Origin of the sequence: Novosphingobium mangrovi (assembly GCF_022818885.1) — a bacterium.
In the GTDB taxonomy this organism is placed as follows: Bacteria; Pseudomonadota; Alphaproteobacteria; order Sphingomonadales; family Sphingomonadaceae; genus Novosphingobium; species Novosphingobium mangrovi.
This window is the reverse complement of the sequence record NZ_JALHAT010000001.1, coordinates 62,693-84,190: the sequence shown is the minus strand read 5'-3', so window position 1 is coordinate 84,190 and position 21,498 is coordinate 62,693. Positions and strand designations below refer to the sequence as shown.

Annotated in this window: 21 protein-coding genes; 8 read left to right on the top strand and 13 right to left on the bottom strand. The window is 64.5% G+C overall.

The window, feature by feature from the left end; genetic code table 11:
- Nucleotides 1-66: 66 nt before the first annotated feature.
- From MTR65_RS00385 to MTR65_RS00365, 5 genes are all read right to left on the bottom strand, one after another.
- Nucleotides 67-1,500 carry an AMP nucleosidase gene (locus tag MTR65_RS00385; protein ID WP_226636235.1) on the bottom strand — a complete coding sequence of 478 codons (1,434 nt, stop codon included), beginning with the start codon at nucleotides 1,498-1,500 and terminating at the stop codon, nucleotides 67-69.
- Between the two features lie 170 nt (nucleotides 1,501-1,670).
- The gene (rplI, locus tag MTR65_RS00380) at nucleotides 1,671-2,273 is read right to left on the bottom strand and encodes a 50S ribosomal protein L9 (RefSeq protein ID WP_226636233.1); all 603 of its coding nucleotides are present in this window, start codon (nucleotides 2,271-2,273) and stop codon (nucleotides 1,671-1,673) included.
- A gap of 15 nt (nucleotides 2,274-2,288) precedes the next feature.
- Entirely contained in the window at nucleotides 2,289-2,513 is a 225-nt protein-coding gene (gene rpsR, locus MTR65_RS00375) for a 30S ribosomal protein S18 (protein WP_039284546.1), read from the bottom strand.
- 3 nt (nucleotides 2,514-2,516) lie between these two features.
- On the bottom strand, nucleotides 2,517-2,876 hold the full coding sequence (rpsF, locus tag MTR65_RS00370) for a 30S ribosomal protein S6 (protein ID WP_039394560.1): 360 nt from the start codon (nucleotides 2,874-2,876) through the stop codon (nucleotides 2,517-2,519).
- Nucleotides 2,877-3,186: 310 nt separating this feature from the next.
- Nucleotides 3,187-4,278: a hypothetical protein gene (locus MTR65_RS00365; protein WP_243796253.1), complete on the bottom strand. Its 1,092-nt coding sequence runs from the start codon at nucleotides 4,276-4,278 to the stop codon at nucleotides 3,187-3,189.
- 609 nt (nucleotides 4,279-4,887) lie between these two features.
- On the opposite strand from MTR65_RS00365, the gene MTR65_RS00360 reads away from it, so the two are divergent.
- Entirely contained in the window at nucleotides 4,888-5,469 is a 582-nt protein-coding gene (locus MTR65_RS00360; protein WP_243796251.1) for a hypothetical protein, read from the top strand.
- Between the two features lie 68 nt (nucleotides 5,470-5,537).
- Here the strand turns inward: MTR65_RS00360 and MTR65_RS00355 are convergent, their stop codons facing one another.
- The 3 genes from MTR65_RS00355 to MTR65_RS00345 form a co-directional block, all read right to left on the bottom strand.
- The gene (locus MTR65_RS00355; protein ID WP_243796249.1) at nucleotides 5,538-7,661 is read right to left on the bottom strand and encodes a TonB-dependent receptor; all 2,124 of its coding nucleotides are present in this window, start codon (nucleotides 7,659-7,661) and stop codon (nucleotides 5,538-5,540) included.
- Nucleotides 7,662-7,789: 128 nt separating this feature from the next.
- Nucleotides 7,790-8,209 carry a DUF2946 family protein gene (locus tag MTR65_RS00350; protein ID WP_243796247.1) on the bottom strand — a complete coding sequence of 140 codons (420 nt, stop codon included), beginning with the start codon at nucleotides 8,207-8,209 and terminating at the stop codon, nucleotides 7,790-7,792.
- 91 nt (nucleotides 8,210-8,300) lie between these two features.
- Entirely contained in the window at nucleotides 8,301-9,536 is a 1,236-nt protein-coding gene (locus tag MTR65_RS00345; RefSeq protein WP_243796246.1) for a polyhydroxyalkanoate depolymerase, read from the bottom strand.
- 231 nt (nucleotides 9,537-9,767) lie between these two features.
- On the opposite strand from MTR65_RS00345, the gene MTR65_RS00340 reads away from it, so the two are divergent.
- The 3 genes from MTR65_RS00340 to MTR65_RS00330 all read left to right on the top strand — a co-directional run bounded on the left by MTR65_RS00340 (nucleotide 9,768) and on the right by MTR65_RS00330 (nucleotide 12,636).
- Nucleotides 9,768-10,475 (top strand): glutathione S-transferase, encoded by a 708-nt coding sequence (locus MTR65_RS00340; protein ID WP_243796245.1) that lies wholly within the window; start codon nucleotides 9,768-9,770, stop codon nucleotides 10,473-10,475.
- Nucleotides 10,476-10,798: 323 nt separating this feature from the next.
- Complete coding sequence (locus tag MTR65_RS00335; RefSeq protein WP_243796244.1) at nucleotides 10,799-11,224, top strand: DUF2231 domain-containing protein; 426 nt, start codon at nucleotides 10,799-10,801, stop codon at nucleotides 11,222-11,224.
- Nucleotides 11,221-12,636: a PQQ-dependent sugar dehydrogenase gene (locus MTR65_RS00330; protein WP_243796243.1), complete on the top strand. Its 1,416-nt coding sequence runs from the start codon at nucleotides 11,221-11,223 to the stop codon at nucleotides 12,634-12,636. Before MTR65_RS00335 ends, MTR65_RS00330 begins: the two co-directional genes overlap by 4 nt.
- 94 nt (nucleotides 12,637-12,730) lie before the next feature.
- Here the strand turns inward: MTR65_RS00330 and MTR65_RS00325 are convergent, their stop codons facing one another.
- Entirely contained in the window at nucleotides 12,731-13,555 is an 825-nt protein-coding gene (locus tag MTR65_RS00325) for a flagellin N-terminal helical domain-containing protein (RefSeq protein WP_226636208.1), read from the bottom strand.
- Between the two features lie 261 nt (nucleotides 13,556-13,816).
- On the opposite strand from MTR65_RS00325, the gene MTR65_RS00320 reads away from it, so the two are divergent.
- Nucleotides 13,817-14,767, top strand: a complete 951-nt coding sequence (locus MTR65_RS00320) for a DUF808 domain-containing protein (RefSeq protein WP_243796241.1) — start codon at nucleotides 13,817-13,819, stop codon at nucleotides 14,765-14,767.
- A gap of 146 nt (nucleotides 14,768-14,913) precedes the next feature.
- Nucleotides 14,914-15,357 (top strand): helix-turn-helix domain-containing protein, encoded by a 444-nt coding sequence (locus MTR65_RS00315; protein WP_243796239.1) that lies wholly within the window; start codon nucleotides 14,914-14,916, stop codon nucleotides 15,355-15,357.
- A gap of 82 nt (nucleotides 15,358-15,439) precedes the next feature.
- On the opposite strand, the gene MTR65_RS00310 is transcribed toward MTR65_RS00315, so the two are convergent.
- From MTR65_RS00310 to MTR65_RS00300, 3 genes are all read right to left on the bottom strand, one after another.
- A complete protein-coding gene (locus MTR65_RS00310; protein ID WP_243796238.1) occupies nucleotides 15,440-17,005 on the bottom strand; it encodes a globin-coupled sensor protein in 1,566 nt (521 codons plus the stop codon).
- A 194-nt stretch (nucleotides 17,006-17,199) separates the two neighbouring features.
- Complete coding sequence (locus tag MTR65_RS00305) at nucleotides 17,200-18,219, bottom strand: DUF6976 family protein (protein WP_243796237.1); 1,020 nt, start codon at nucleotides 18,217-18,219, stop codon at nucleotides 17,200-17,202.
- A complete protein-coding gene (locus MTR65_RS00300) occupies nucleotides 18,191-18,406 on the bottom strand; it encodes a hypothetical protein (RefSeq protein ID WP_039394532.1) in 216 nt (71 codons plus the stop codon). The genes MTR65_RS00305 and MTR65_RS00300 overlap by 29 nt, the downstream gene beginning before the upstream one ends.
- Nucleotides 18,407-18,713: 307 nt before the next feature.
- Between MTR65_RS00300 and MTR65_RS00295 the strand changes: the two genes are divergently transcribed.
- Nucleotides 18,714-19,019 (top strand): putative quinol monooxygenase, encoded by a 306-nt coding sequence (locus tag MTR65_RS00295; RefSeq protein WP_243796236.1) that lies wholly within the window; start codon nucleotides 18,714-18,716, stop codon nucleotides 19,017-19,019.
- A 57-nt stretch (nucleotides 19,020-19,076) separates the two neighbouring features.
- On the opposite strand, the gene MTR65_RS00290 is transcribed toward MTR65_RS00295, so the two are convergent.
- A complete protein-coding gene (locus tag MTR65_RS00290) occupies nucleotides 19,077-20,546 on the bottom strand; it encodes a glutamate ligase domain-containing protein (RefSeq protein WP_243796235.1) in 1,470 nt (489 codons plus the stop codon).
- A 58-nt stretch (nucleotides 20,547-20,604) separates the two neighbouring features.
- On the opposite strand from MTR65_RS00290, the gene MTR65_RS00285 reads away from it, so the two are divergent.
- Entirely contained in the window at nucleotides 20,605-21,429 is an 825-nt protein-coding gene (locus tag MTR65_RS00285; protein WP_243796234.1) for an LD-carboxypeptidase, read from the top strand.
- The last annotated feature ends 69 nt before the right edge of the window (nucleotides 21,430-21,498 follow it).

Below are 21,498 nucleotides of genomic sequence, written 5' to 3'. Positions count from 1 at the left end.
TACGCAAAAAAAGGCCGGGACGCGAACGCGGCGTCCCGGCCTTTTTCGTATCTGATCGAGCGAGCCTTACCGGAACGGAGGCTCATCGAAGGCGCGCAGCTTGCGGCTGTGGAGGCTGTCGCCCTCGGCGCGCAGCAGGGCGCAGGCGTGGAGGCCGATCTTGAGGTGCCCGGCGATGGCTTCCTCGTAGAAGCGGTTGGCTTGGCCCGGCAGCTTCAGTTCACCGTGGAGCGGCTTGTCGGAGACGCACAGCAGGGTGCCGTAGGGGACGCGGAAGCGGTACCCTTGCGCGCTGATGGTCGCGCTCTCCATCTCGATGGCGATGGCACGCGAGAGGCTGAAGCGGTGGGCCGAGGCGGTGTAGCGCAGCTCCCAGTTGCGGTCGTCGGTGGTGACGACGGTGCCGGTGCGCATGCGCTTCTTGAGGTTCGCGCCGCTGTCGCCGCTGACGATTTCGGCCGCCTCGGCAAGCGCCTGCTGGACCTCGGCGATGGCGGGCAGGGGGATCTCGGGTGGGAGCACGGGATCGAGGACCTTGTCGTCGCGCAGGTACGCGTGGGCGAGCACGAAGTCGCCGATACGCTGCGTCTCGCGCAAGCCTCCGCAGTGGCCGATCATCAGCCAGGCCTCGGGGCGCAGGACCGCGAGGTGATCGGTGATCGTCTTGGCGTTCGAAGGGCCGACGCCGATGTTGACGAGGGTGATACCCGACTTGTCCTCGCGCACGAGGTGATAGGCGGGCATCTGGTGGCGGCGCCAGGCGGTGTCGGACAGGCGCGCGCGCGCGTTGTCGGTCGGCTCGTCGAGATAAAGCCCGCCCGCACCGGCCAGTGCGGTGAAGCCATCCTGGCCGATCTGCGTGCCCGCCCAGTCCACGAACTCGTCGACGTAGCGGTGATAGTTCGTGAAGAGGATGAACTTCTGGCAGTGATCCGGGCTGGTGCCGGTGTAGTGCGCGAGGCGTGCGAGGCTGAAGTCGGTGCGCAGGCCATCGAAGAGCGCGAGCGGCTTGGGATCATTCTCGGCAAAGATCATCAGGCCATCGGCGATCTCGTCGCCGATCATCGCGAGCTCAGTGCTCGGGAAGTGGGCGGCCAGCTGCTGCGGGGTGGCGGTGCCCACGCCAATGCCGTCCAGAACGTAAGGGAAGGGGATCTCCTGGTCTGAGCGTCCGACCTCGATCTCGATCTCGTATTCGGCATCGAGAAGGGTGAGCTGCTCCTTCAGGTAATCGGCAAAGAGGTGCGGCCTCGTGATCGTGGTCGCGTAGGTGCCTGTCTCGACGAGGCGGCCAAAGGCGCGGCCGTAGACGGCTTCGCGCTCGTTTCCGGCGTAGCGCACGGTGAGTTCGGGGTAGGTCCACTCCCGCTGGCTGCGGCGTTCGGGAGGGGGGAGGGTGCCGTGTTCGACATAGGCGGCGATGTCGGCCTTGAGGGTGGCGACGGCGGTTTCATAGACGCGGACCAATTCCGCGTGGATCTGATCTATTCTGTTTTGCATCGCCTGTAGTTACGCAATCCATGTTGCAGTGCAAGGGCAGGCGGGGGGATCGTGTTCGTGCAGGCCGATGAGCGTTGCTCGGGCGCAACAGGTGGAGTGGGCACGAAAAAACCCCCGCAGCCGGTCCGGCGCGGGGGTCTTTCGTGTCCTGAAGGTCAGGAAGAGGAGGCTCAGGCCTGCTCTTCGCCGTCCTCGGCAGGAGCTTCTTCCTCGACTGCGATCTCGCCGGGCTCGGCGTTGGGATCGTAAGCCTCGGTGAAGCCGCTGGTGTCTTCTTCGAACATGGCTTCCATGACGTTGACGCCCTGGGCCTGCAGTTCGGCTTCGTCGGGCGAACGTGCGACGTTCACCTGGACGTTGACGGCCACTTCGGGGTGCAGCGAAACGCGCACGTCGAAGACGCCGAGGGTCTTGATCGGGTGCTCGAGCACGATCATCTGCTTGGTGACCTGCGCGCCTTCGGCGTTCAGGGCTTCCGCGATGTCACGCACGGTGACCGAACCGTAAAGCTGGCCCGAGTTCGACGAGGCGCGGATCAGGACGACCTGCTTGCCTTCGACGTTGGTCGAGTGGCTCTCGGCAGCCGAACGCTTCTCAGCGTTGTCGGCTTCGATCTTGGCGCGGTTCGCTTCGAAGACCTTCTTGTTGGCTTCGTTGGCGCGAAGGGCCTTCTTGTTCGGCAGCAGGTAGTTGCGCGCGAAACCGTCCTTGACGGTGACGACGTCGCCGATGTTGCCGAGCTTCTCGACGCGTTCGAGGAGGATGATATCCATGAGGTAATTCCTCCCTTACTTGACGATGAAGGGCAGCAGGCCGATGTGCCGGGCGCGCTTGATGGCCTGGCTCAGCTCACGCTGCTTCTTGGCGGACACCGCGGTGATGCGGCTGGGAACGATCTTGCCACGCTCGGACATGAAGCCCTGGAGGAGACGCACGTCCTTGTAGTCGATCTTGGGCGCGTTCTTGCCCGAGAACGGGCAGGACTTGCGGCGGCGGAAGAATGCACGTGCCATGGATCAGTTCTCCCGGTCGCGACGGCGACGGTTGTCGCGGTCGTTCTTGCGCATCTGGACCGAAGGGCCGCCTTCGTGCTCTTCGACCTTGATGGTCATGTAGCGGATGACGTCTTCGTTGATCTGCGTCTGGCGCTCGAGCTCGGCGATGGTGTCGCCGGGGCACTCGATGTTCAGCATCACGAAGTGAGCCTTGCGGTTACGCTTGATCTTGTAGGCGAGGTTCTTGAGGCCCCAGGTCTCGGTCTTGGTGACCTTGCCCTCGTGGCTCTCGACGATCTCGGTGGCGGCGGCGGCCAGCGCATCAACCTGCGACTGGCTCAGATCCTGGCGCGCCAGGAACACGTGCTCGTAAAGCGGCACTGCAGCTTCCTTTATCTGTCTAACCGATCGCTGGCTTGCCGCACCATTGCGGGGCCCCTCCGGCTTTCTTCAAGTTTCCCGCGAATCCGTGTGCGAACGCGTGGGAAGCGGCGCCTTTAGCCGATTGCGGGCCAAATGCAAGCCGCCTTCGCACATTCGCACGGGTGAGGGGGACGCGGAAAGGTGACACCCAGGTTGACACAGGTGACACACTCCAGAGGGGAAACGGTGTCACCTGTCACCCTGTTCCACGGCGTTAAAAAGTCCACTGTAGAAGAGGCGAAAGTGGCATTTTGCTACACGTGTACGCCTAAACAATTCTTCCATAGAGATATTTTTCTGCATCCCCACTACTCTCTTCTCCAACTGTTGCGCCAGCATGCAACTGCCAAGCTATCAATCCAGTCCGAAAGAGCCACTCTATTACAAGAAAGAGGGCGCCTTTTGAGAGAATTGCATATATCACAAATAAGTTCAGCCTGGCCTGCTGCCCGCCTCCCAGCTGCTCCGAAACAAACTCCCACGCCATCTGAATGCACCCATAGCCCATCAAGAAGATAAAAACTGACTTAGGCAGCCGTACGAATGGTGAATCCAACTTGGATACAAACGCACACGTTAAAACGCCTGCCACAAATCCGCTCAAATGAGCGAAGTTGTCTGAGTATCCAATCATTAAGCTAAAAATCAATTCAGCGGCAAAGAAACAAAATAAGGCGGCCATAGCTGGGCCTTGCTTCAAGTGATTTACATACTCGTCGCCATTTCCAGATTTGACGACGGTGTTTTCTGCAAAATTATAATACAATATAAACAAGAAATAGCTACAAAAATTATTTAACAAATCCTCAGTTACATTTATTATGTCAATAAATCTATCAATGTCTTCGTAATTAATTCTAATTATTGTTGTCGTGATTAGCCCGATATATAGGGCTAGCCAAGAGTACATGAGGTAGTTCCAGTATTTGTGGAAAGAATTTATTGCCGTGCGAACTCGCTTGGGAATGCCCGTTGCGCTAGGCGGTCTTGATGCTACACAGATCATTATAAAAAGAATGGATACCTGAACCAAGTAGGCTCCGATACCTTGCGGCCCAAACAAATCAATGAGCGCTCTCGATGCACCCTCTCTCCCCTCAAGGCCAAGTTTCTGCAATATTTGATCAATATAATCTGATCTTATTAAGTACACTGACCAGGTGAAAATCGACATTGGAAATAACAACTTCCATCGCCTCTTGACCCAGGCGTAGAATGAGGGAGTGATTGGGCCATCGCCGCCACCTCCAGCCTGCCCACCCTCTCGCTCAACGACAAATGTAAGTTTAACTTCTGAATCGGATAGGGATTCAGGGATATATTGCTTCCCTGTATAAAACTCGACAACCTCCTCAGGCATAAAAACCTCCAAAAACGCCGAATAGTACAATAAGCTCAAAATAGAACTAAAAATAGCTCCATAATTCAGATCGGCAATTTGCTCGTAGTAATGATTATTTTTCTGGTGAAATCGTGACTTTGCGCTACGCGACACGCAACATGCTCACGCGCGAACATCACGGCAAGCGGGGGGGGGGGGGGCGCCGTCCCGCAAGCGCGCATGCGCTGCCTGATCACGATCCCCTCGTCCCAGCTTTGCGCAAAGCCCTCACCGCTGCGGGTCCGCAGACGATAGGCCGACTGGCGGCTCATCCCCGCCTGCGCTACCGATCCGGTGGCAACAAGACTGTGCAGGAAGGTGAGCATGCGCGCGCGTCCAGCGCATTGGGCGGGATTGAGAGGCTTGTGGTAAGGCCGGAATTATAGCTTATGGAGGAGGGGGTAGGAAAATGCCGTCTTGGGATGGGACAGGCGGGCTTCCGAGGCGCCCCGGTTTCGCGCCCTTTCTGTGGAGGTGTAGTCCTATCCCAAAGCTAGAACCGAGGGATGCATGAAAAGAATTGGGCGAATTGGTAAATCTTGATACTTTGATCGTGTTCCAAGACTATTCGGCGATGCGGGGTATTTCATGGTGAGACGGCGGCTGCTGGCAATTCCGGTGATCGTGATGGCGGCGGTTTTCGTGAGCGCTGCGTCCGAGGACGACCCGATCGTTGTCGAAAGATCGCGTGAAACGAATGTCGTTTCGGCCGGAGAGTGGGAAGTGCAGATCTCGCGCTCCTATCGGTTCGGCAAGAGCCTGGACGGGAAGAACGACGCGCGGGCGCTCGGCAAGGAACGCACGTTCAACTTCTGTCTGCGCGACACGCAGATTGAGCTTTTTGTGCGGCAACTGGTAGGCGAGGGGCAGTCGGATGCCGCTTCGAGCACCACGTGTCGCCCGATGCACATGAAGATCGAGAACGGGCATGTTCACGCGTCTCAGGTCTGCAACGGCGGAAGCGTCAGTGTTGTTGCAGACGAGGAGACGAAGCGGACCTCGACGCAACCCACCAAGCTGTCTCTGAATGTCGATGGGTCATTCGATTCCGCTTCGCTCAAGATCGATTTCGAGAGCCGGCGAGAGCTTCTGACGCGCGATGGTCTGGATGCGCTGCGCCCCGATCTGATGCGCTGGTCCATCGTGGGCCGGAAAATGGGTGCGTGTTGAAGCGGGCCTGACGTCAACGGCCACGGGTGCAAGGCCCGGGTGTGCGTGCCGGGCCTTGCACAGGACGGTCAGAACGCGGTCGAGATCGACAGGTTCACGCTGCGGCCTTGTCCGGCGACCGGGCGCCAGGTGTCGGTTGCGGCGAGGTCGCCCAGCGCCATGCCGCCGAGCGGCAGGTAGTAGCCCTTGTCGAAGAGGTTGGTGGCCTCGATCCCGAGGCGCCAGCCTTGCAGGGTATAGGCCGCACCAAGATTGACGAGGGCGTAGGCCGAAGTCTCGGGCTCGTTGCGGCGGGTGTCGATGCGGTCCTTGCGGTCCACCCACTCGACGCTGCCGGTCAGCTCCAGCGCGCCGGTGCGGTGGGTGAGGGCGAGCGCGGCGTTGAGCGGCATCTGATGGTAAAGCGGCACGTCGGCCCCGGTGTTCTCGCCATGCACATAGGCTAGCGTTGCGGTGAGGAGGGTGCCCTGTTCGGCGCTGCCCTGGAGGACCGCGTCGGCAGAAACGTCCACGCCGTAGAACTCGGCATCGGTGTTGGCGAACTGGAGCTGGACGGCGCGTTCATTGAGCGTGCCGATCACGTTGGCGTCGATATAGTCGTTCACGTGCGTGTAGTAGGGCGAGACCTTCAGGTGGACGTCCTTTGCCGGGGAGACGGCGAAGGCGGCGCTGAAGGTGTCGGCGCGCTCGGGATCGAGCGCGATGTCGCCGACATAGCCGTTGCCATCGCCGTACCAGCCGATCATCCGGCTCGCCATCGATCCGCGCCCCCAGGTGTAGCGCTCGTAGAGGTTGGGGGAGCGCACCTTGTGGGCATAGCCCAGTTCGAGAGAGAGCGCCGCGCTCGGTGTCCAGCGTACCAGGGCCGAGCCCGACCAGTTGTTGTCGGTGCGGCGGCGGTCGGCGGCGTTGAAGGCGGCCGCGGCGGCCACGTCGGCGGCCTGCATCATGCCCGTGCCATAGGGCGCGACATCGCCGGTGTTCATCTCCACCCGGTCATAGCGCAGGCCCAGCGTGGTGGTGAGATTGGAGGTCCAGTCGCCGGTCCATTCCCCGTAAGCGCCCACGCGGTTGCGCGATCCCTCGTTGATGTTCACGAAGGCGTTGGGCCCCATCATCATCGAGCCTTCGACCGGCGGCCACCAGTCGTTCAGCCACTGGTGGTGGTATTCCAGCCCTGTTTTCAGGACATGGTGCTCGCCCGCCGGGATCTCGAACTTCACCGCGCTGGTGAAGGTGTGGACGCGCGTTTCCATCGGCATGGAGCCCGGCAGCTTGTCCTCCAGGAAGTTCATCGTGTGGTCGGTGTCGCGGTAGCTTGCCGAAAGGTCGGCCTTGCCCCAATCGTACTCCCCCCGGAAGCGTCCCTGCACGAACCAGGAGCGGTTGTCGGTCATGTCCATCGACTGGTTCACGAAGCCCTCGTAGGGGCTGTAGTGGTAGCCGCCCTTGAGCTCGAAGAGGCCCGCCTCGGTGCGCAGGGCAAGGGCGAGCGCGTGGTCGGTCTTGGCGTATTCGCTGGAGTGGACGGTGCCCAGGTGCCCGCCCGCCTTGTAGTTGTCGGACTGGGTGTAGGCGCCGGTGTAGGTGGCCGAGAGGTTCTCGCCGGCCAGCGTCAGCGAAACCGAGGTGCCAAAGGCGTTGCCGTTCGAGCGGTAGTAGCCCGAAGCGCTGCCGGTCACCAGAAGCGCGCCGTCCTTCGCGAAGACCGGGGCTGCGCTCTCGGCGGCAATCACGCCGCCGATGGTGTCGCCGCCCAGGCTCACCGGGGAAACACCCGGGATCACGGTCAGCGAGGCGAGCGTCTGCGGGTTGGTATAGGAGAGCGGCGAGTTCATGTCGTTGGGGCAGGCCATGTCGATCGGCTGGCCATCGACGGTGATGCGCAGGCGCTGCTCGGAGAGGCCGCGGATCGCGGGCATCGCGGAAAAGCCGCCGCCGGTGTTGGCCGAGACCCCGGCAATGCGCGCGAGGACCTGCGCGGTGTCGCTGGCTGCGGCGCCCTTTTCGTGGAGGTCCTGCCCGGAGAGGCGCGAGCCGACCACGGTGGGATCGGGCATGTGACCCTCGACCACGGTGAGCGGGGGCGGGGCCTCGTCGGCCTTCGCGGCGGGGACGGCACCAAGGGCGGGGGCGAGGACGGTGCTGGCGTAAAGAGCGGTGCGCGCAGCGCGCACGAAATGGGTCTGCATGGTGATGGAATGTCCTGAATGCGAAGATCGGGCGAACGCGCGCCGCGCGGCCGCACGCAGGCGGCGCATCGCGGGGGCGATGTTCGCGAGGAAAGAGGCCCCGACGTGTGGTGCGGGGGCTCAGAGGATCAGGACAGGTGGGGCGGGGCGCGCAGTGGCGGGGTCCAGTAGCGGGCCCGGACGAGCCGCAGCGGCGGCGCAGGCAGGAAGCCGAGCGCGAGGATGAAGGCCAGCGCCAGCGCCAGCAGCGCGGGGTCCGCAGTGCCCAGCGCATGCGCGGAGAGCGCAGTGAAGGGGCATTCCTTCGCGGCCTTCGCGTGCTGCTGTTGCTGCGAGGAGGTGTCGGGCTTGCCCGGAAGCGCGATCTTCTGGAGGCGGGTGTGGCCCTGGCTGTCGCAGATCTCGACCGTGAGGACCTTCGCGCCCGCGCTCTCGATCATGAAGCCTGTCGGGACCAGCGCCTTCATGGCGAGCGCCATCGCGATCACGAGCGCGAAGAGCCACAGGCGGCGCGCAAGGAAGGAGCGAAGGGCGTGCATGGTGGTCATGCGCCTAGCTCGGAACACAGGGCCTGTCACGCGGGGCATGGCGATGATCGGCGGGACAAATTGTCCCAGCCTCCGGGCTCGTGTGTAGGGCTCAGTTCATCGCGAGGATGAGGTTCTTGACCTGGGGGTAGACCTGCTTTTCCCACTTCGAGCCCGAGAACGTGCCGTAGTGGCCGACGCCCGGCTGGAGGTGGTGCTGCTTCAGGTGGGGGCGCAGGCTCGTGCACAGGAGGTGCGCGGCCGCGGTCTGGCCGACCGCGCAGATATCGTCGCGCTCCCCCTCGACGGTGAGGAGGGCGGTCTTGCGGATCGCGCCGCAGTCGACGGGCTCGCCGCGGAAGGTCAGTTCGCCCTTGGCAAGAAGCGCGCGCTGGAACACCTTGTCGATCGTCTCGAGGTAGAATTCCTCGGTGAGGTCGAGCACCGCGAAATACTCGTCGTAGAAGCTCTCGATCTTGGTGACGGTGGCCGTCTCCTCGTCGGCCAGCGCCTGGTAGAGCTTGCGGAACTGGTCGATGTGGCGACCCATGTTCATCGACATGAAGGCGGTGAGCTGGAGGAAGCCGGGATAGACCCGCCGCCCGGCCCCGGGATGGCGCCAGGGCACGGTCTGGATCATGTTCGCGGCAAACCAGTCGTAGGAATTGGTGGTCGCAAGCTCGTTCACCAGCGTGGGCGATTCGCGCACGTCGATCGGCCCACCCATCAGCGTCATCGTGCGCGGCTGGCAGGGATCATCGTCGCCCGCCATGATCGCAACCGCAGCCAGCACCGGGACGCAGGGCTGGCACACGGCCAGGACGTTGGCGCCCTTGCGCGCGACCGGATCGCCCAGCTCCTGCAGGAAGGTGATGATGTAGTCGATATAGTCGTCGAGCCCGAAATCGCCGGCGGACAGCGGCACGTCGCGCGCGTTCTTCCAGTCGGTGATGTAGACGTCGTGGTCGCACAACATGGTCTCGACCGTGTTGCGCAAGAGGGTCGAGAAGTGGCCCGAGATCGGCGCGACGATCAGCACCTTGGGCTGGGGCACCGCGACATCGGGCTTGGCGAAGTGGAGGAGGTCGCCGAAGGGCAGGTCCATGAGTACCTCCTCGACGACCTGTGTCTCGCGGTTGCCGCAGGGCACGCTGTCGATGCCATAGGACGGGCGCTTGTGCGTGATCGCGGCCTTTTCGTAGACTTCGGCCAGCGCAAAGAGGCGGCGGGCAAAGGGCATGTCTTTCGCGCCATCGAGCGCCTCGTCGCGGAAGCGCCGCGCCATCTTCGCAGCAAAGCGCGAGGGGGCGAGGAGATCGTTGGTGGCCTCGTAGGCGTCGTAAAGCATGGGTCTTATCCCTTGTCTTCCGCGAGTGTCCCGCGCGTCATGCGCCGCGCTCCGTTGCCAGGTGACGCCATGCACTTGCGCAGGCACGATGCACCCGTCATGCTGCGCTGCATCATTGCCGGATGCAAGCGAAACCGCCTTTCGTAAGAGAGGCATTTGCGCAGTGCGTCAAGCCCGCAGGAGTGATAGGCTCTCCGGTGAGCGGCCAGACGAGAAAGAAGGATACGAGCCATGGTTGAGACGGCGTCCACGCCTGATGGCAAGGTGAAGGCAGGGGCCAGGGTGCCCGAGAAGGCAACTCTCACGATCTCCAGCAAGACCTATTCGGCCTGGTCGCTGCGCGGCTGGCTGATGTGCCGTCTGGCCGGGCTCGAGGTGATCGAGAAGCCCGCGCCCAACGATGCCAACAACCGGGCCGAACTGCTCCTGCTCTCGCCTTCGGTGTTGGTGCCGCGCCTTACCTACGACGGGGCGAGCGTGTGGGACGTGCTCGCCATTGCGGAGTTCCTGAACGAGGAATGCCCCGATGCCCACCTCTTCCCCGAAGACCGCATCGCGCGCGCGCACTGCCGCTCGGTCTCGGGCGAGATCCATTCCGGCTTCACCAACTTGCGCTCGGCGCTGCCGATGAATCTCAAGGTCCGCCACGACAGCTTTCCCGTCTTCTCGGGCGCGCGCCCCGACATCGAGCGGGTCGAGGCGGTCTGGACCGAGTGCCTGGAAACCTATGGCGGTCCGTTCCTCTTCGGCGAGCACCCCACTGTGGCCGATGCCATGTACGCGCCCGTCGCCACCCGCTTCCTCACCTATGCCGTCGCCGTTTCGGCGCCGTGCCTTGCCTACTGCAAGACGATCACCGAGTGGGCGCCGATGGCCGAGTGGATCGCCGCGGCCAAGGCTGAGCCTGAGGAAATGGAAGAACTTGAAGTCGAGTTCTGAAGTTTTGTCCAAAGAAGAAGAAGCAGGTCCGAGGGCCATCGCCCTCGGGCTCCCCAAACTGTCCACCTCACGTCCCGCGCGCCACCTCGGCTGAGAAGGGTGAGGTCGCCCATTTGGGGGTCAAGGGGTGATGACCCCTTGAATCTACCTGCTTCTTTCCTCGCCGTTTCTGCGAGGAAACCTCCGCAAGTCTATTGAATTTTCGCGATTTTAATCGCTTTTCGGAACAAGGTGGCAAGTTCCGCTTTGTGGAGAGGTATCGCCGTGTGCGGCGCCCTTGGTGCCGCCCGGCCATTTCCTCCTCCTGACATGGGATCGCCGCCATGCCTCTTTCTCATCGATTTCGCCCCGCTCCGGCGCGCGCGCTGCACCCGGTGCACGCCGCGCTTCTGGCCGGTTCCCTGCCGCTCTTTGCGGGCACGCTGCTGAGCGACTGGGCCTATGCCGCCAGCTATGAGGTGCAGTGGACCAACTTTGCCTCCTGGCTCAATGCGGGCGCGCTCCTGTTCCTGGGGCTGGCGCTGGTGTTTGCGCTGGTCGACACCATTCGCGGCCTTGGCCGGGGCATCATCTACCTGGTGCTGGTGGCGGCGACCTTTGCCATCGGTCTCGTCAATTCGTTCATTCACGCCAAGGACGGGTGGGCCTCGATGCCGACTGGTCTTGTGCTCTCGATCCTGGTGACCGGCCTTGCGCTTGTCGCGGTCTGGTTCGGCTTTGCCACGCTGCGCAAGGGAGAGACGGCATGAGGGCGCGTTTCGTCTTCGGCACGCTGGCGGCCTGCGTGGCGCTCACGGCCTGTTCGGGCGGCAGCGAGGCACCCGAGTATGGCGAGAACCCGCAGCTTCCCGAAAAGCAGCGCGGACTTCTGCCCAACATGGAGATTGCCAATCCCGCCTCCTGGGGCGATGCCCGGCCGCAGGTGCCCGAGGGCTATGCGATCACGGCCATTGCCACCGATCTCAAGGTGCCGCGCCAGACGCTGGTCCTGCCCAACGGCGATATCCTGGTGGCCGAGGGCAGCGGTGGCCATGCGCCCAAGCTTCGCCCCAAGGACATCATCGCGGGCTACATCAAGGCCAAGGGCAAAACATCGGTGGAGGGCGGCAACCGCCTGACCCTGCTGCGCGATGCCGATGGCGATGGCACCTACGAGGTGCGCAGTGTCTTTGCCGAGGGGCTCGATGCGCCCTATGGCCTCGCCTTCGCCAACGGCATGATCTACGTCGCCAACCAGGGCGAGCTGGTGCGCTTCACCTACCGCGACGGGCAGACCAGGGCCGATGCGCCGCCGATCCGGGTCACGAAGTTGCCCGCGAAGATCAACCACCACTGGACCAAGTCGCTGGCGGCGAGCCCGGACGGGCGTTTCCTCTATGTCGGCATCGGCTCGAACAGCAATGTGGGCGACCGGGGGATGGACGTGGAGGAGGACCGCGCGATGGTCTGGCAGATCGACGCGCGCACCGGCATGCACCGCCCCTTTGCCACCGGCATCCGCAACCCGACCGCGCTCGCCTTCCGTCCGGGCAGCGACGAGCTCTGGGCGGTCGCCAACGAGCGCGACGAACTGGGCGCGAACCTCGTGCCCGACTACCTGACCTCGGTGCGTGACGGGGCTTTCTACGGCTGGCCCTACAGCTACTGGGGGCAGAACGTGGACACCCGGGTCAAGCCCGCGCGGCCCGACCTCGTCGCCTCCGCGATCAAGCCCGACTATGCGCTGGGCGCCCATGTCGCGGCGCTGGGGGTTGCCTTCTCTGCCCCGATCATGGGCGAGCGCTTTGCGCAAGGCGCCTTCGTGGGCGAGCACGGCAGCTGGAACCGCAGCGAGCCCGTCGGATACAAGGTGGTCTTCGTGCCCTTCAGCAACGGGCGTCCCGCGGGCGACCCGGTCGATGTCGTCACCGGCTTTCGCGGCGAGGACGGGATGACGCGGGGGCGTCCGGTGGGCGTGACCTTCGATCCGCGCGGCGCGCTCATCATCTGCGACGACCTGTCGAATACCGTCTGGCGGCTGGTGCCCGAGACCCCGGGCAACCCGGAGGACTTCGTGCCGGCCGGGCGCTCGCGGGCGGACGTGATGGAAGAGGGGGAGGGCGGCGTGCGCGCGCCGGCTTCCGCCGTCGCCACGCCCGACAACCTGCCTGAGGCACGCTGAACGTGCAGCCATCAGCTGCAAACGCGATTGCCCCGGTGGGGACCATTCCCCACCGGGTGCTTTCGGGACCTGGTTGGTCTGAGGCTCGCTGCGCTTAGCGCAGGAGGCTCATCACGTTCTGCTGGGCCTGGTTGGCCTGGGCGATCATCGCCGTCGACGCCTGGCTGAGGATCTGCGCTTTCGCCATCGCGGTCGTTTCCACCGCGTAGTCGGCATCCTCGATCCGGCTGCGGGCATCGGAAAGGTTGGTCACCGTGCTGGTCAGGTTGTTGACCACCGATTCGAGGCGGTTCTGACCGGCGCCGAGCGAGGCGCGGGTGGCGTTCACTTCCTGGAGCGCGGTGTCGACGTTGTCGAGCGTGGTGCTGGCGGCCGCCGCGGTCGAGACGTCGAGCGCGGTGGCGTCGATCAGCGTGCCGTTGATCGCGGTGGAGGTCAGGGTGACCGTCTCGCCCGAGTTGGCACCGGTCTGGATGTCGAAGGTGAGGTCGGTGCCCGAGGTGGTCGAGAACAGCGTGTTGCCGTTGAACTCGGCCTGGGAAAATACGTCGGCGAGCTGCTCGGTCAGCGCGGTCACTTCCTGCTGCATCGCGGTGCGGTCGCTGTCCTGGTAGGTGCCCGAGGCCGACTGGATGGCCAGTTCACGAACGCGCTGGAGCATGTTGGTGACTTCCGAAAGCGCGCCGTCGGCGGTCTGGGCAAGGCTGATGCCGTCATTGGCGTTGCGCATGCCCTGGCTCATGCCGCGGATCTGCGAGGTCATCGAGGTCGAGATGGCAAGGCCCGCGGCATCGTCCTTGGCCGAATTGATGCGCTTGCCGGTCGAGAGGCGTTCCATCGACACGCCGAGCATCTTGTTGGCGGCGATCGAGGCGTTCGAAGCACGGATGGCGGAGATGTTGGTGTTGATGACAGACATGATTTAATTCCCCAGTTTCAGAAAGTTGTGAGAGCGTTTGGTTGTTCGCTCCGGTCATGGGGAAGAACGGTGAGGCCGCGGGAGCTTTAAGGCGCCGTTCGCGTTTTTTCGTGATTGGGGGCTCATGCAAGGCCGCTGCGATGGGTGCCAAGGCCCCGGAAAGGCGCCGGTTATGGCCGCTTTCGCTTGATTGCCGAAAAAATCCCCCGCATGTCGTCTTGAGGGGCCTTCTGCCCCGTTTTTCATGAGGATCCCTTTACGATGCCCACCGGTCTTGTCGCCCTTCTCGACGACGTTTCGGTCATTGCCCGCGCGGCCTCTGCCTCGATCGACGATGTCGGGGCGGGCGTGGCCAAGGCGGGGAGCAAGGCCGCGGGCGTGGTCATCGATGATGCCGCGGTGACCCCCGGCTACGTCACCGGCTTCACGCCCGACCGCGAACTGCCGATGATCTGGCGCATCACCAAGGGCTCGATCTTCAACAAGCTGGTGATCCTGCTCCCCATCGCGCTGATCCTCAGCGCCTTCCTGCCCCAGGCGATCACCCCGATCCTGATGGCGGGCGGCCTGTTCCTCTCCTTCGAGGGCGCGGAGAAGGTGATCGAGAAGGTCTCGGGCACCAAGCACGGCGAAACGCTGGACGACGAGATCAAGGACCCGGTCGCCTTCGAGAAGGCGCGCACCAAGGGCGCGATCCGCACCGACCTCATCCTCTCGGCCGAGATCATGGCGATCGCGCTGTCGGAAGTCAGCGATGCCAGCCTGCTCACCCGTGCGGTGACGCTGGCTATCGTGGGCCTGGTCATCACCTTCTGCGTCTATGGCGCGGTGGCACTGATCGTGAAGATGGACGATGTCGGCCTGCACCTGGTGCGCAAGTCGTCCGAGGCGGCCCAGGCCCTCGGGCGTTTCCTCCTCAAGGCCATGCCGATTGTACTCAAGGTGCTGAGCTTCGTGGGCATGCTGGCCATGCTGTGGGTCGGCGGGGGCATCATCCTGCACGGCCTGGAGGAACTGGGCCTGCCGGCTCCGGCGCATTTTGCCCACGGTGTCGAGCACGCGGTGGCGCAGGCTACGGGCGCGCTGGGCGGCATCGCCGGCTGGGTGTCCTATGCCGTGGTCTCGGCGCTGCTTGGGCTGGTGCTGGGCACGATCATCGCGCTTGCCTTGCACATGTTCGCCAAGGATGAGGGCGGCAAGACAGCGCACTGATTGTTTAATGGTATACACAATGTCTGTCCGAAATTAGGACATATGTCTATAATTAACCTTGTTTTTATTTAATTCAGTCGATCGGCTCATTCGTGCTTAACTGCATTTAATTGTTGTAGTTCGGAGAGAGTGTAGTGGGCATGTCGATGGATAATCGGAATGAAGACGGGTATGTGGCGATGATGCGCGCGCGCGCCGCCATCGACGAACTGACGAAACTTCTCGAGGAGCAGGAGGCGGCAGGCGTGGATGCACCGGCGGTGCCGAAGTCACGGCTGGAGGCGGTCGGGAACCTCTACCGTGTGCGCCGACTGCGCGACGAGATCCTGGGCAAGGACCTGTTCGGGGAGCCGACCTGGGACATTCTTCTGGATCTCTATGCGATGCACCAGCAGGGCCGCGAGTGCAGCGTGAAGTCGGTCTGTATCGCCTCGGCCGTCGCTCCGACAACGGCGCTGCGCTGGTTCAACGTGTTGCTGCGCAAGGGGTTGCTGACGCGGCTGGACGATCCACGCGACGGGCGAAGATCTATCGTGCGGATGACCGAGAAGGGACTTCGCGCGATGGATGAGGTTGTCGCACGGATCTGAGTGCGCGCTGTGCACGGGTGATCGTAGCTGGCTGGGGCCAGCTCACCCTATCTGCTGTTCGAGACTGCCCGGCGCGCCGGGATCAGAATTCGGCCCAGTCGGCGTCAGTGGCTTCTTCGGGCTGAAGAGCCAGTGCGCCCGAGGTGCGCGGCGCGGAATAGGCCGCAGGCTCCGGAAGCGCGCGCGGCGTAGGAGCAGGCGCCGGGGAGGGCGGCACGACGCTTAAGGGATTCCCGCCCGTCGCGCCGATATCCAGCTTGAACATGCGCACCAGCTTGGCCAGATCCTCGGCCTGCTGGGCGAGGTTGCGCGCCGCCGCGGTGGTTTCCTCGACCATGGCCGCGTTCTGCTGGGTCATGCGGTCCATGTCGCCAATGGCGGAATTGACCTGACCCAGCTGCCCGGCCTGGTTCTGCGAGTTGTCCGAAATCTGCGCGGCAAGCCCGGTGATCCCGGAGACCTTGTCGACGATGCGGCGGAACACTTCGCCGGTACGGCCCACCAGCGCGACGCCGCGCCCGACCTGCTGTTCGGACGAGCCGATGAGGTCCTTGATGTTCTGCGCCGCTTCGGCCGAGCGCTGGGCCAGCGCGCGCACTTCGTTGGCGACGACCGCGAAGCCCTTGCCGGCATCGCCGGCGCGTGCGGCCTCGACCCCGGCGTTGAGCGCAAGGAGGTTGGTCTGGAAGGCAATCGAATCGATGACGTTGACGAAGGCGCCGATTTCCTGGGCGGACTTCTGGATGCCGTCCATCGCCTCGACCGCTTCCTCGACCACCTGTCCGCCTTCGCGCGCCTCGGCTTCGGCCTCGGAGACCGAGCGGTTGACCTCGCCTGCCCCTTGCGCGGAGGTCTGCACGCCGCTGGTGAGCTGGTCGAGCGCGGCGGCTGATTCCTCGAGCGCGGCGGCCTGGCTTTCGGTACGTTGCGAGAGGTCATCGCTCGCCGCCCGGATTTCCGAGGCGCCGACGCGGATCTGCTCGGAGGAGGCGGCGACCGCGCCCAGCGTCTGGGCGATACAGTCGCACATCGCGGCAAAGTCGGACTGGATCTGCTCGAACCCGGCGGGAAGTGCCTCGAGCTGGGTGGTAAGATCGCCCTGCGCGACCGTTTCCAGCGCCGTGGACAGCGAGGAAAGCGTGGTCTCGCGGCTATGGTCCTGCGCTTCGAGATAGGAGGAGATGGCGATGTCCATGTCCATCAGCGCAACCTTGACCAGCGTACCCAGCCGCTTGGCCCGTCCCTTCATCAGCGGTCCGGCCAGGCCGCCGGTCATGTCGCGTTCGATCACGTCGGCAAGGATCTGGGCATAGGCGCCGACGTAGAAGGTGGGCGGCAGGCCGATCCGGGCGTGGACATGGCCGATACGCTCGGCGCGGGCCATGTAGGCGTTGTCGATCCGGCCGGAAAACAGGTCGACCCAGTGGTCGAGCTGCTTGGCGCGGGCGTGGTCCATGACGCTTTGCGACTTGAAGAAGGCGGCCCGTCGTCGGTCGGCCCGGACGAGCGCATAGAACTTGTCGAGGACGGCGGGCCCGGCGCGGGAGATGAGCCGGGCGATTCCGCCGAACCGGGAATTGTCGGTTTCCGTCAGTGCGAACATTTCCAGCCGCTCGGAAATGTCCATCTTCGATGTCGTGTCGGACATGCCATGGCCTCGTTGAATTTCGATGCCTTGGTCCTAGGGAGGCTTGTGGAATTTTGCGTAAGCAGTGGCTTACGTAGGCCTACGCGAAGCGCTGCGGCCTAGGGTAAAGGCGCCGCGAGCTGCCGAAACAATGCGCGCCGGGAAACCGAAGTCTCCCGGCGCGCCGTGGCCGTGTGCGGGGGATGGAGAAGGGATCACTCCTTGCGCAGAACGACCATGGTCTGGTTGAGCAGCTGGTAGGCGATCTCGCCGAAGGTGACGGGCCCGGCCGCGCCGCCGATGGCCACGCCCTCCAGCTTGCCGAACATGAAGTTGAGAATGCAGTTGCACGACCACACCGTGCCTGCGGTGGGGTGTTCGGCGAGCGCCTGACGGAAATCGCCGGCATAGTCCGCCACCGGCGCGGCGAAGGCATAGTCGACACCGGGGAAGACGGGCGCGAACAGTTCCACCGTGCCGGTTTCGGTATCGATGGTCTTGAGCGAGGCGTTGACGTGCGCGCCGCCGTAGTTGCCCACCAGCGGCAGGTCGCACCCCTCGCGGCCCCGCGCCAGCACGTAGTCGCAGAAGCGCTGGCGGGTGCCGTTGACGGTGCACCATTCAGGCGTGAAGCCGGTCTCCTCGAAGTGGATCACGTCGCCGCCGTCGGGCGCGAAGATGTTGACGATCTCGATCACCGGGCTCTCGCCGTCGGGCAGGGTGACCTGGGCCACCGCGACGCGGTCGGGGAAGGCCTTGGCTACCTGGCCATCGTAGACCCAGGGGGTGTGGCCTTCCTTTTCCAGGTCGTGCCCCGAGATCCAGCCCACGGTCGGTCGCATGAAGGCCATCGGGTAGTTCGCGGCGTTCTGGGCAAATTCGGTGTGGCAGGCCGAGCCGCCCGGAATGATGGCAAGCGCCAGCCCGTTATCCGGTGCCTCGCCCGAGATGCGTTCCAGTTCATGCGCCTCGTAGGTGGCAAAGGTAACCGTGCCGATCGCGCCGAGGTCGGTCACGAAGAGCACGTCGTCATCGACGATCCGCCCCCCTTGCGCGGTCATGAAGTAGGGCGAGGTGCCCGCGATCCAGTTGCCCGCGGGCAGCCGGTCGAGCGCGGCCTTGCGGCCGGCCAGGCTGAGGCTGGCCCCGGCCTTGATGAGATCGACAACGGTGTCGACGGGCAGGAGGCCGTTGATGGCCCCGCCCTCAGAGACGATTGAGCTGGGCGACTTCATTTGCAAGGGACCTCTCCCACTTGACGAAATAGTTGTAGATCTCGGTGGCCTTGGCGCTGGCCGGGGCCGGGCTGAGTTCCAGCCGCTTCATGAGCATCTGTGTGCCCAGGTGGCTCGTCTGCAGGCGCGACAGGCCGCCGTTGGCCAGTCGCCCCCACACGGGCGAACCTTGTGCAGGTAAAGACATATCCGCTCCCGAATGTTCGTGGCATCCGTCCTCTAGCGGTGGGCCTGCTAAAGCCGAGTTGGGGGCCCTTAGGGATATCTGCGGGGCTGGCGGACGAGCCGTCGTTATTCCACGGTCTGGCACGAGCGGGCAGGGGTTCCCGAAAGGGCAGGATGAGAACTTCTCATCGCGCCGTGGAGGAGGGCAGGGCTGTCCGTCTGCCCCTGCGCTAACCAGCTAGGTGCTTGAAAGAACGGCCTCTCTTTACGCGGATGCCCTGCACCGTGGAAAGCGAGGCCCGACCTCTGCCTGCACAAAGGAATGACCCATGAGCACGACCGATACCCAGCCTGTCCATTGCGTGGCCTTCAACATCGCCAAGCCCGGGTGCGAGGACAAGCTGCGCGACGCGCTGCTGGAGCTTGTGCCCCAGGTCCACCAGGAAGAGGGCTTCGTACGCTACGACCTGCATCAGGACCTCGACGACCCGCGCCGCTTCGTGATCACCGAGCAGTGGCGTGACCGCGCGACCTTCGATGCCCACGCCTGTGCGCCGCACGTCAAGGCGTTCGAAGCCAAGGCGGGAGAATGGATCGAGAGCGGCTTCTACCATCCGCTGGCGCGCATTTCCTGACGCCGTCCGGCCCGCACGAAGGGCCGGCGGCCCGGCGATTCTGCTCGAACGCCTGGCTCAGGCGAGGCGGGCGAGCAGGTCGCGGGCAAAGACCGTCAGCGTGTCGTCACGCGCGCCCATCACCACGATGCGGTCACCGGCCTGCGCGATCTCGGCAATCCGGTCCGCGCAGGCGCTGCGCTCGGGCACGTACTCGGCGCGCGCGCCAGCTTCCTTGATCAGGCGCACGATCCGTTCGCTGCCCTCGCTGCGGTCGACCGTGCCGCCGAAGTAGACCGGATCGCACAGGATCGCGACGTCGTTGGCGCCCAGCTTCCAGCCGATCACCTGCGCCAGCTCGGCGCCCATCTGCCGTAAGGGACCGTAGCCGTGCGGCTGGAAGAAGGCGATCACGCGGCCCGGGTGGGATTTCAGCGTCGTGAGCGTGGCCGCGACCTTGTCCGGGTTGTGCCCGAAATCGTCGATGACGGTGATCCCCGAGGGCGAGGTGCCCACGATGTCGAAGCGGCGGGCGAGCCCTGCAAAGCTGGAAAGCGCGGCCACCGCGTCGGCCACCGGCACCCCGGCGGCGTGGCTGGCGGCAATCGCGGCGAGCGCGTTGTAGAGGTTGTGGCGCCCGGGCACCTGCAGCGTGAGCGCGTGGCGCGTGCCCTCCAGCCGGTCGTGAACCGTGGCCTGGAGCGAGGTCGGTCCCTCGACGATCTCCCCGGCGCGCAGGCGCACATTGGGACTGGTGATGCCAAAGGTGATCGCGGCCTTGGCGCGGTGGGCGAGCGCGGCGCTTTCGGCATCGTCGAGATTGATCGCGGCGATGTCGGCCGAAGCGAGGAAATCGCCGAAGAGGCGGCGCAGCTCCTCCATCGACTTGTGGTCGAGGCTGACGTTGAGAAGGGCGGCCACCTTGGGACGGTAGAGCGCGATCGAGCCGTCGCTTTCATCCACCTCGGAGACGAACGCGGGGCCCTTGCCCACGCGCGCGCTGGCGAAGGGGGCGTCCTCGGAGACGAAGTTCTTCATCACCGCGCCGTTCATGATCGTGGGATCGGCGCCCGTCTGTGTGAGAATCCAGCCGGTCATGCCGGTAACGGTCGACTTGCCCGAGGTGCCGCCGATGGCGATGCCTTCTCCGGCCGCGTTGAAGAGCGTGGCGAGAAGCTGCGCGCGGCTCATGCGCGCACAGCCCAGTTCCTTGGCGCGCACGACTTCGGGGACGGTGTCTTCGACGGCGGCCGAGGCGACGAGGGTCTGTGCGCCTTGCGTGATCCCGCTGCCGTCCTGGGGGTGGAGCGTGAAGCCCAGCTCTTCCAGCCAGGCGAACTTTTCCGGGCTACGGCCCTGATCGCGGCCCCGGTCCGAGCCCGCGATGGTCGCGCCAAGGCCCTTGAGGATCAGGGCCAGCGGCAGCATGCCCGACCCGCCAATGCCGCAGAAGAACCAGGGATGCGCCGTCAGGTCCGCGGGCGTCGTGGCGATAGCGGGGGCAGTGGCGGGATCGGCGGCAGCAGCGGCCTCGGGGCTTTGGGTCATGGCGCTATCGGTATGCGCCCTTGCAGCGCATGACAACATGGATAGGAAGGACATCACCATGCGTATCGCTGTTTGTGCACCGTCCACCCCGATCACCCGCGAGGATGCCGCGCGCGTCCAGGCGCTGGCCGCGTCCGAGTTTCCCGGCGTCGAGCTCCTCGTCCACGAGCAATGCTTTGCCGAGGAGGGCCACTTTGCCGGAAGCGATGCGCAGCGCACCGCAGCCCTTGTCGCTTGCGCCAACGATCCTGCCATCGACGCCGTCTGGTTCGCGCGCGGCGGCTATGGCGCGTGCCGCGTCGCCGAGGACGCGCTCGCGGCGATGGACCATGCGGCGCAGGACAAGGTGTTCCTGGGCTATTCGGATGCGGGCTATCTCCTGGGCGGGCTCTACCGCGCGCGCATCGGGCGCCCCGTGCATGGCCCCATGCTGGCCGACATCCGCCGCGAGGGCGGGGAAGAGGCGATCCGCCGCGCGCTCGGCTGGCTGACCGGGGCCGGGCAGGCGCACGTGGAACCCAGCCTTGCGCGCGAAAAGCACCCCGTCGTCGCCTTCAACCTGATGACGCTGGCCATGCTGGCGGGCACGCCGCTGATGCCGGGCCTTGCGGGCCACGTGGTCATGGTCGAGGAAGTGTCCGAGTATCTCTATGCGGTCGACCGGCTGTTCTTCCACCTCACCGCGCACCTGGGCGGCATCGCGGGCTTGCGCCTTGGCCGGGTGAGCGCGGTGCCCGAGAACGACCGGCCCTTTGGCGCGAGCGCCGACGAGATCGCGCGCCACTGGTGCCAGCGCCACGCCATTGCCTATCTGGGTGAGGCCGACATCGGCCACGATGCGGCCAACAGGATCGTACCCTTCGGGGCGGCGAGCGCCCGGTGAAGGCCGCCGCCGATGGCTTGCCCTTGGGCGCGGAGCGCACTAAGCGCTGCGAGTTTCCCCGGCACTCAC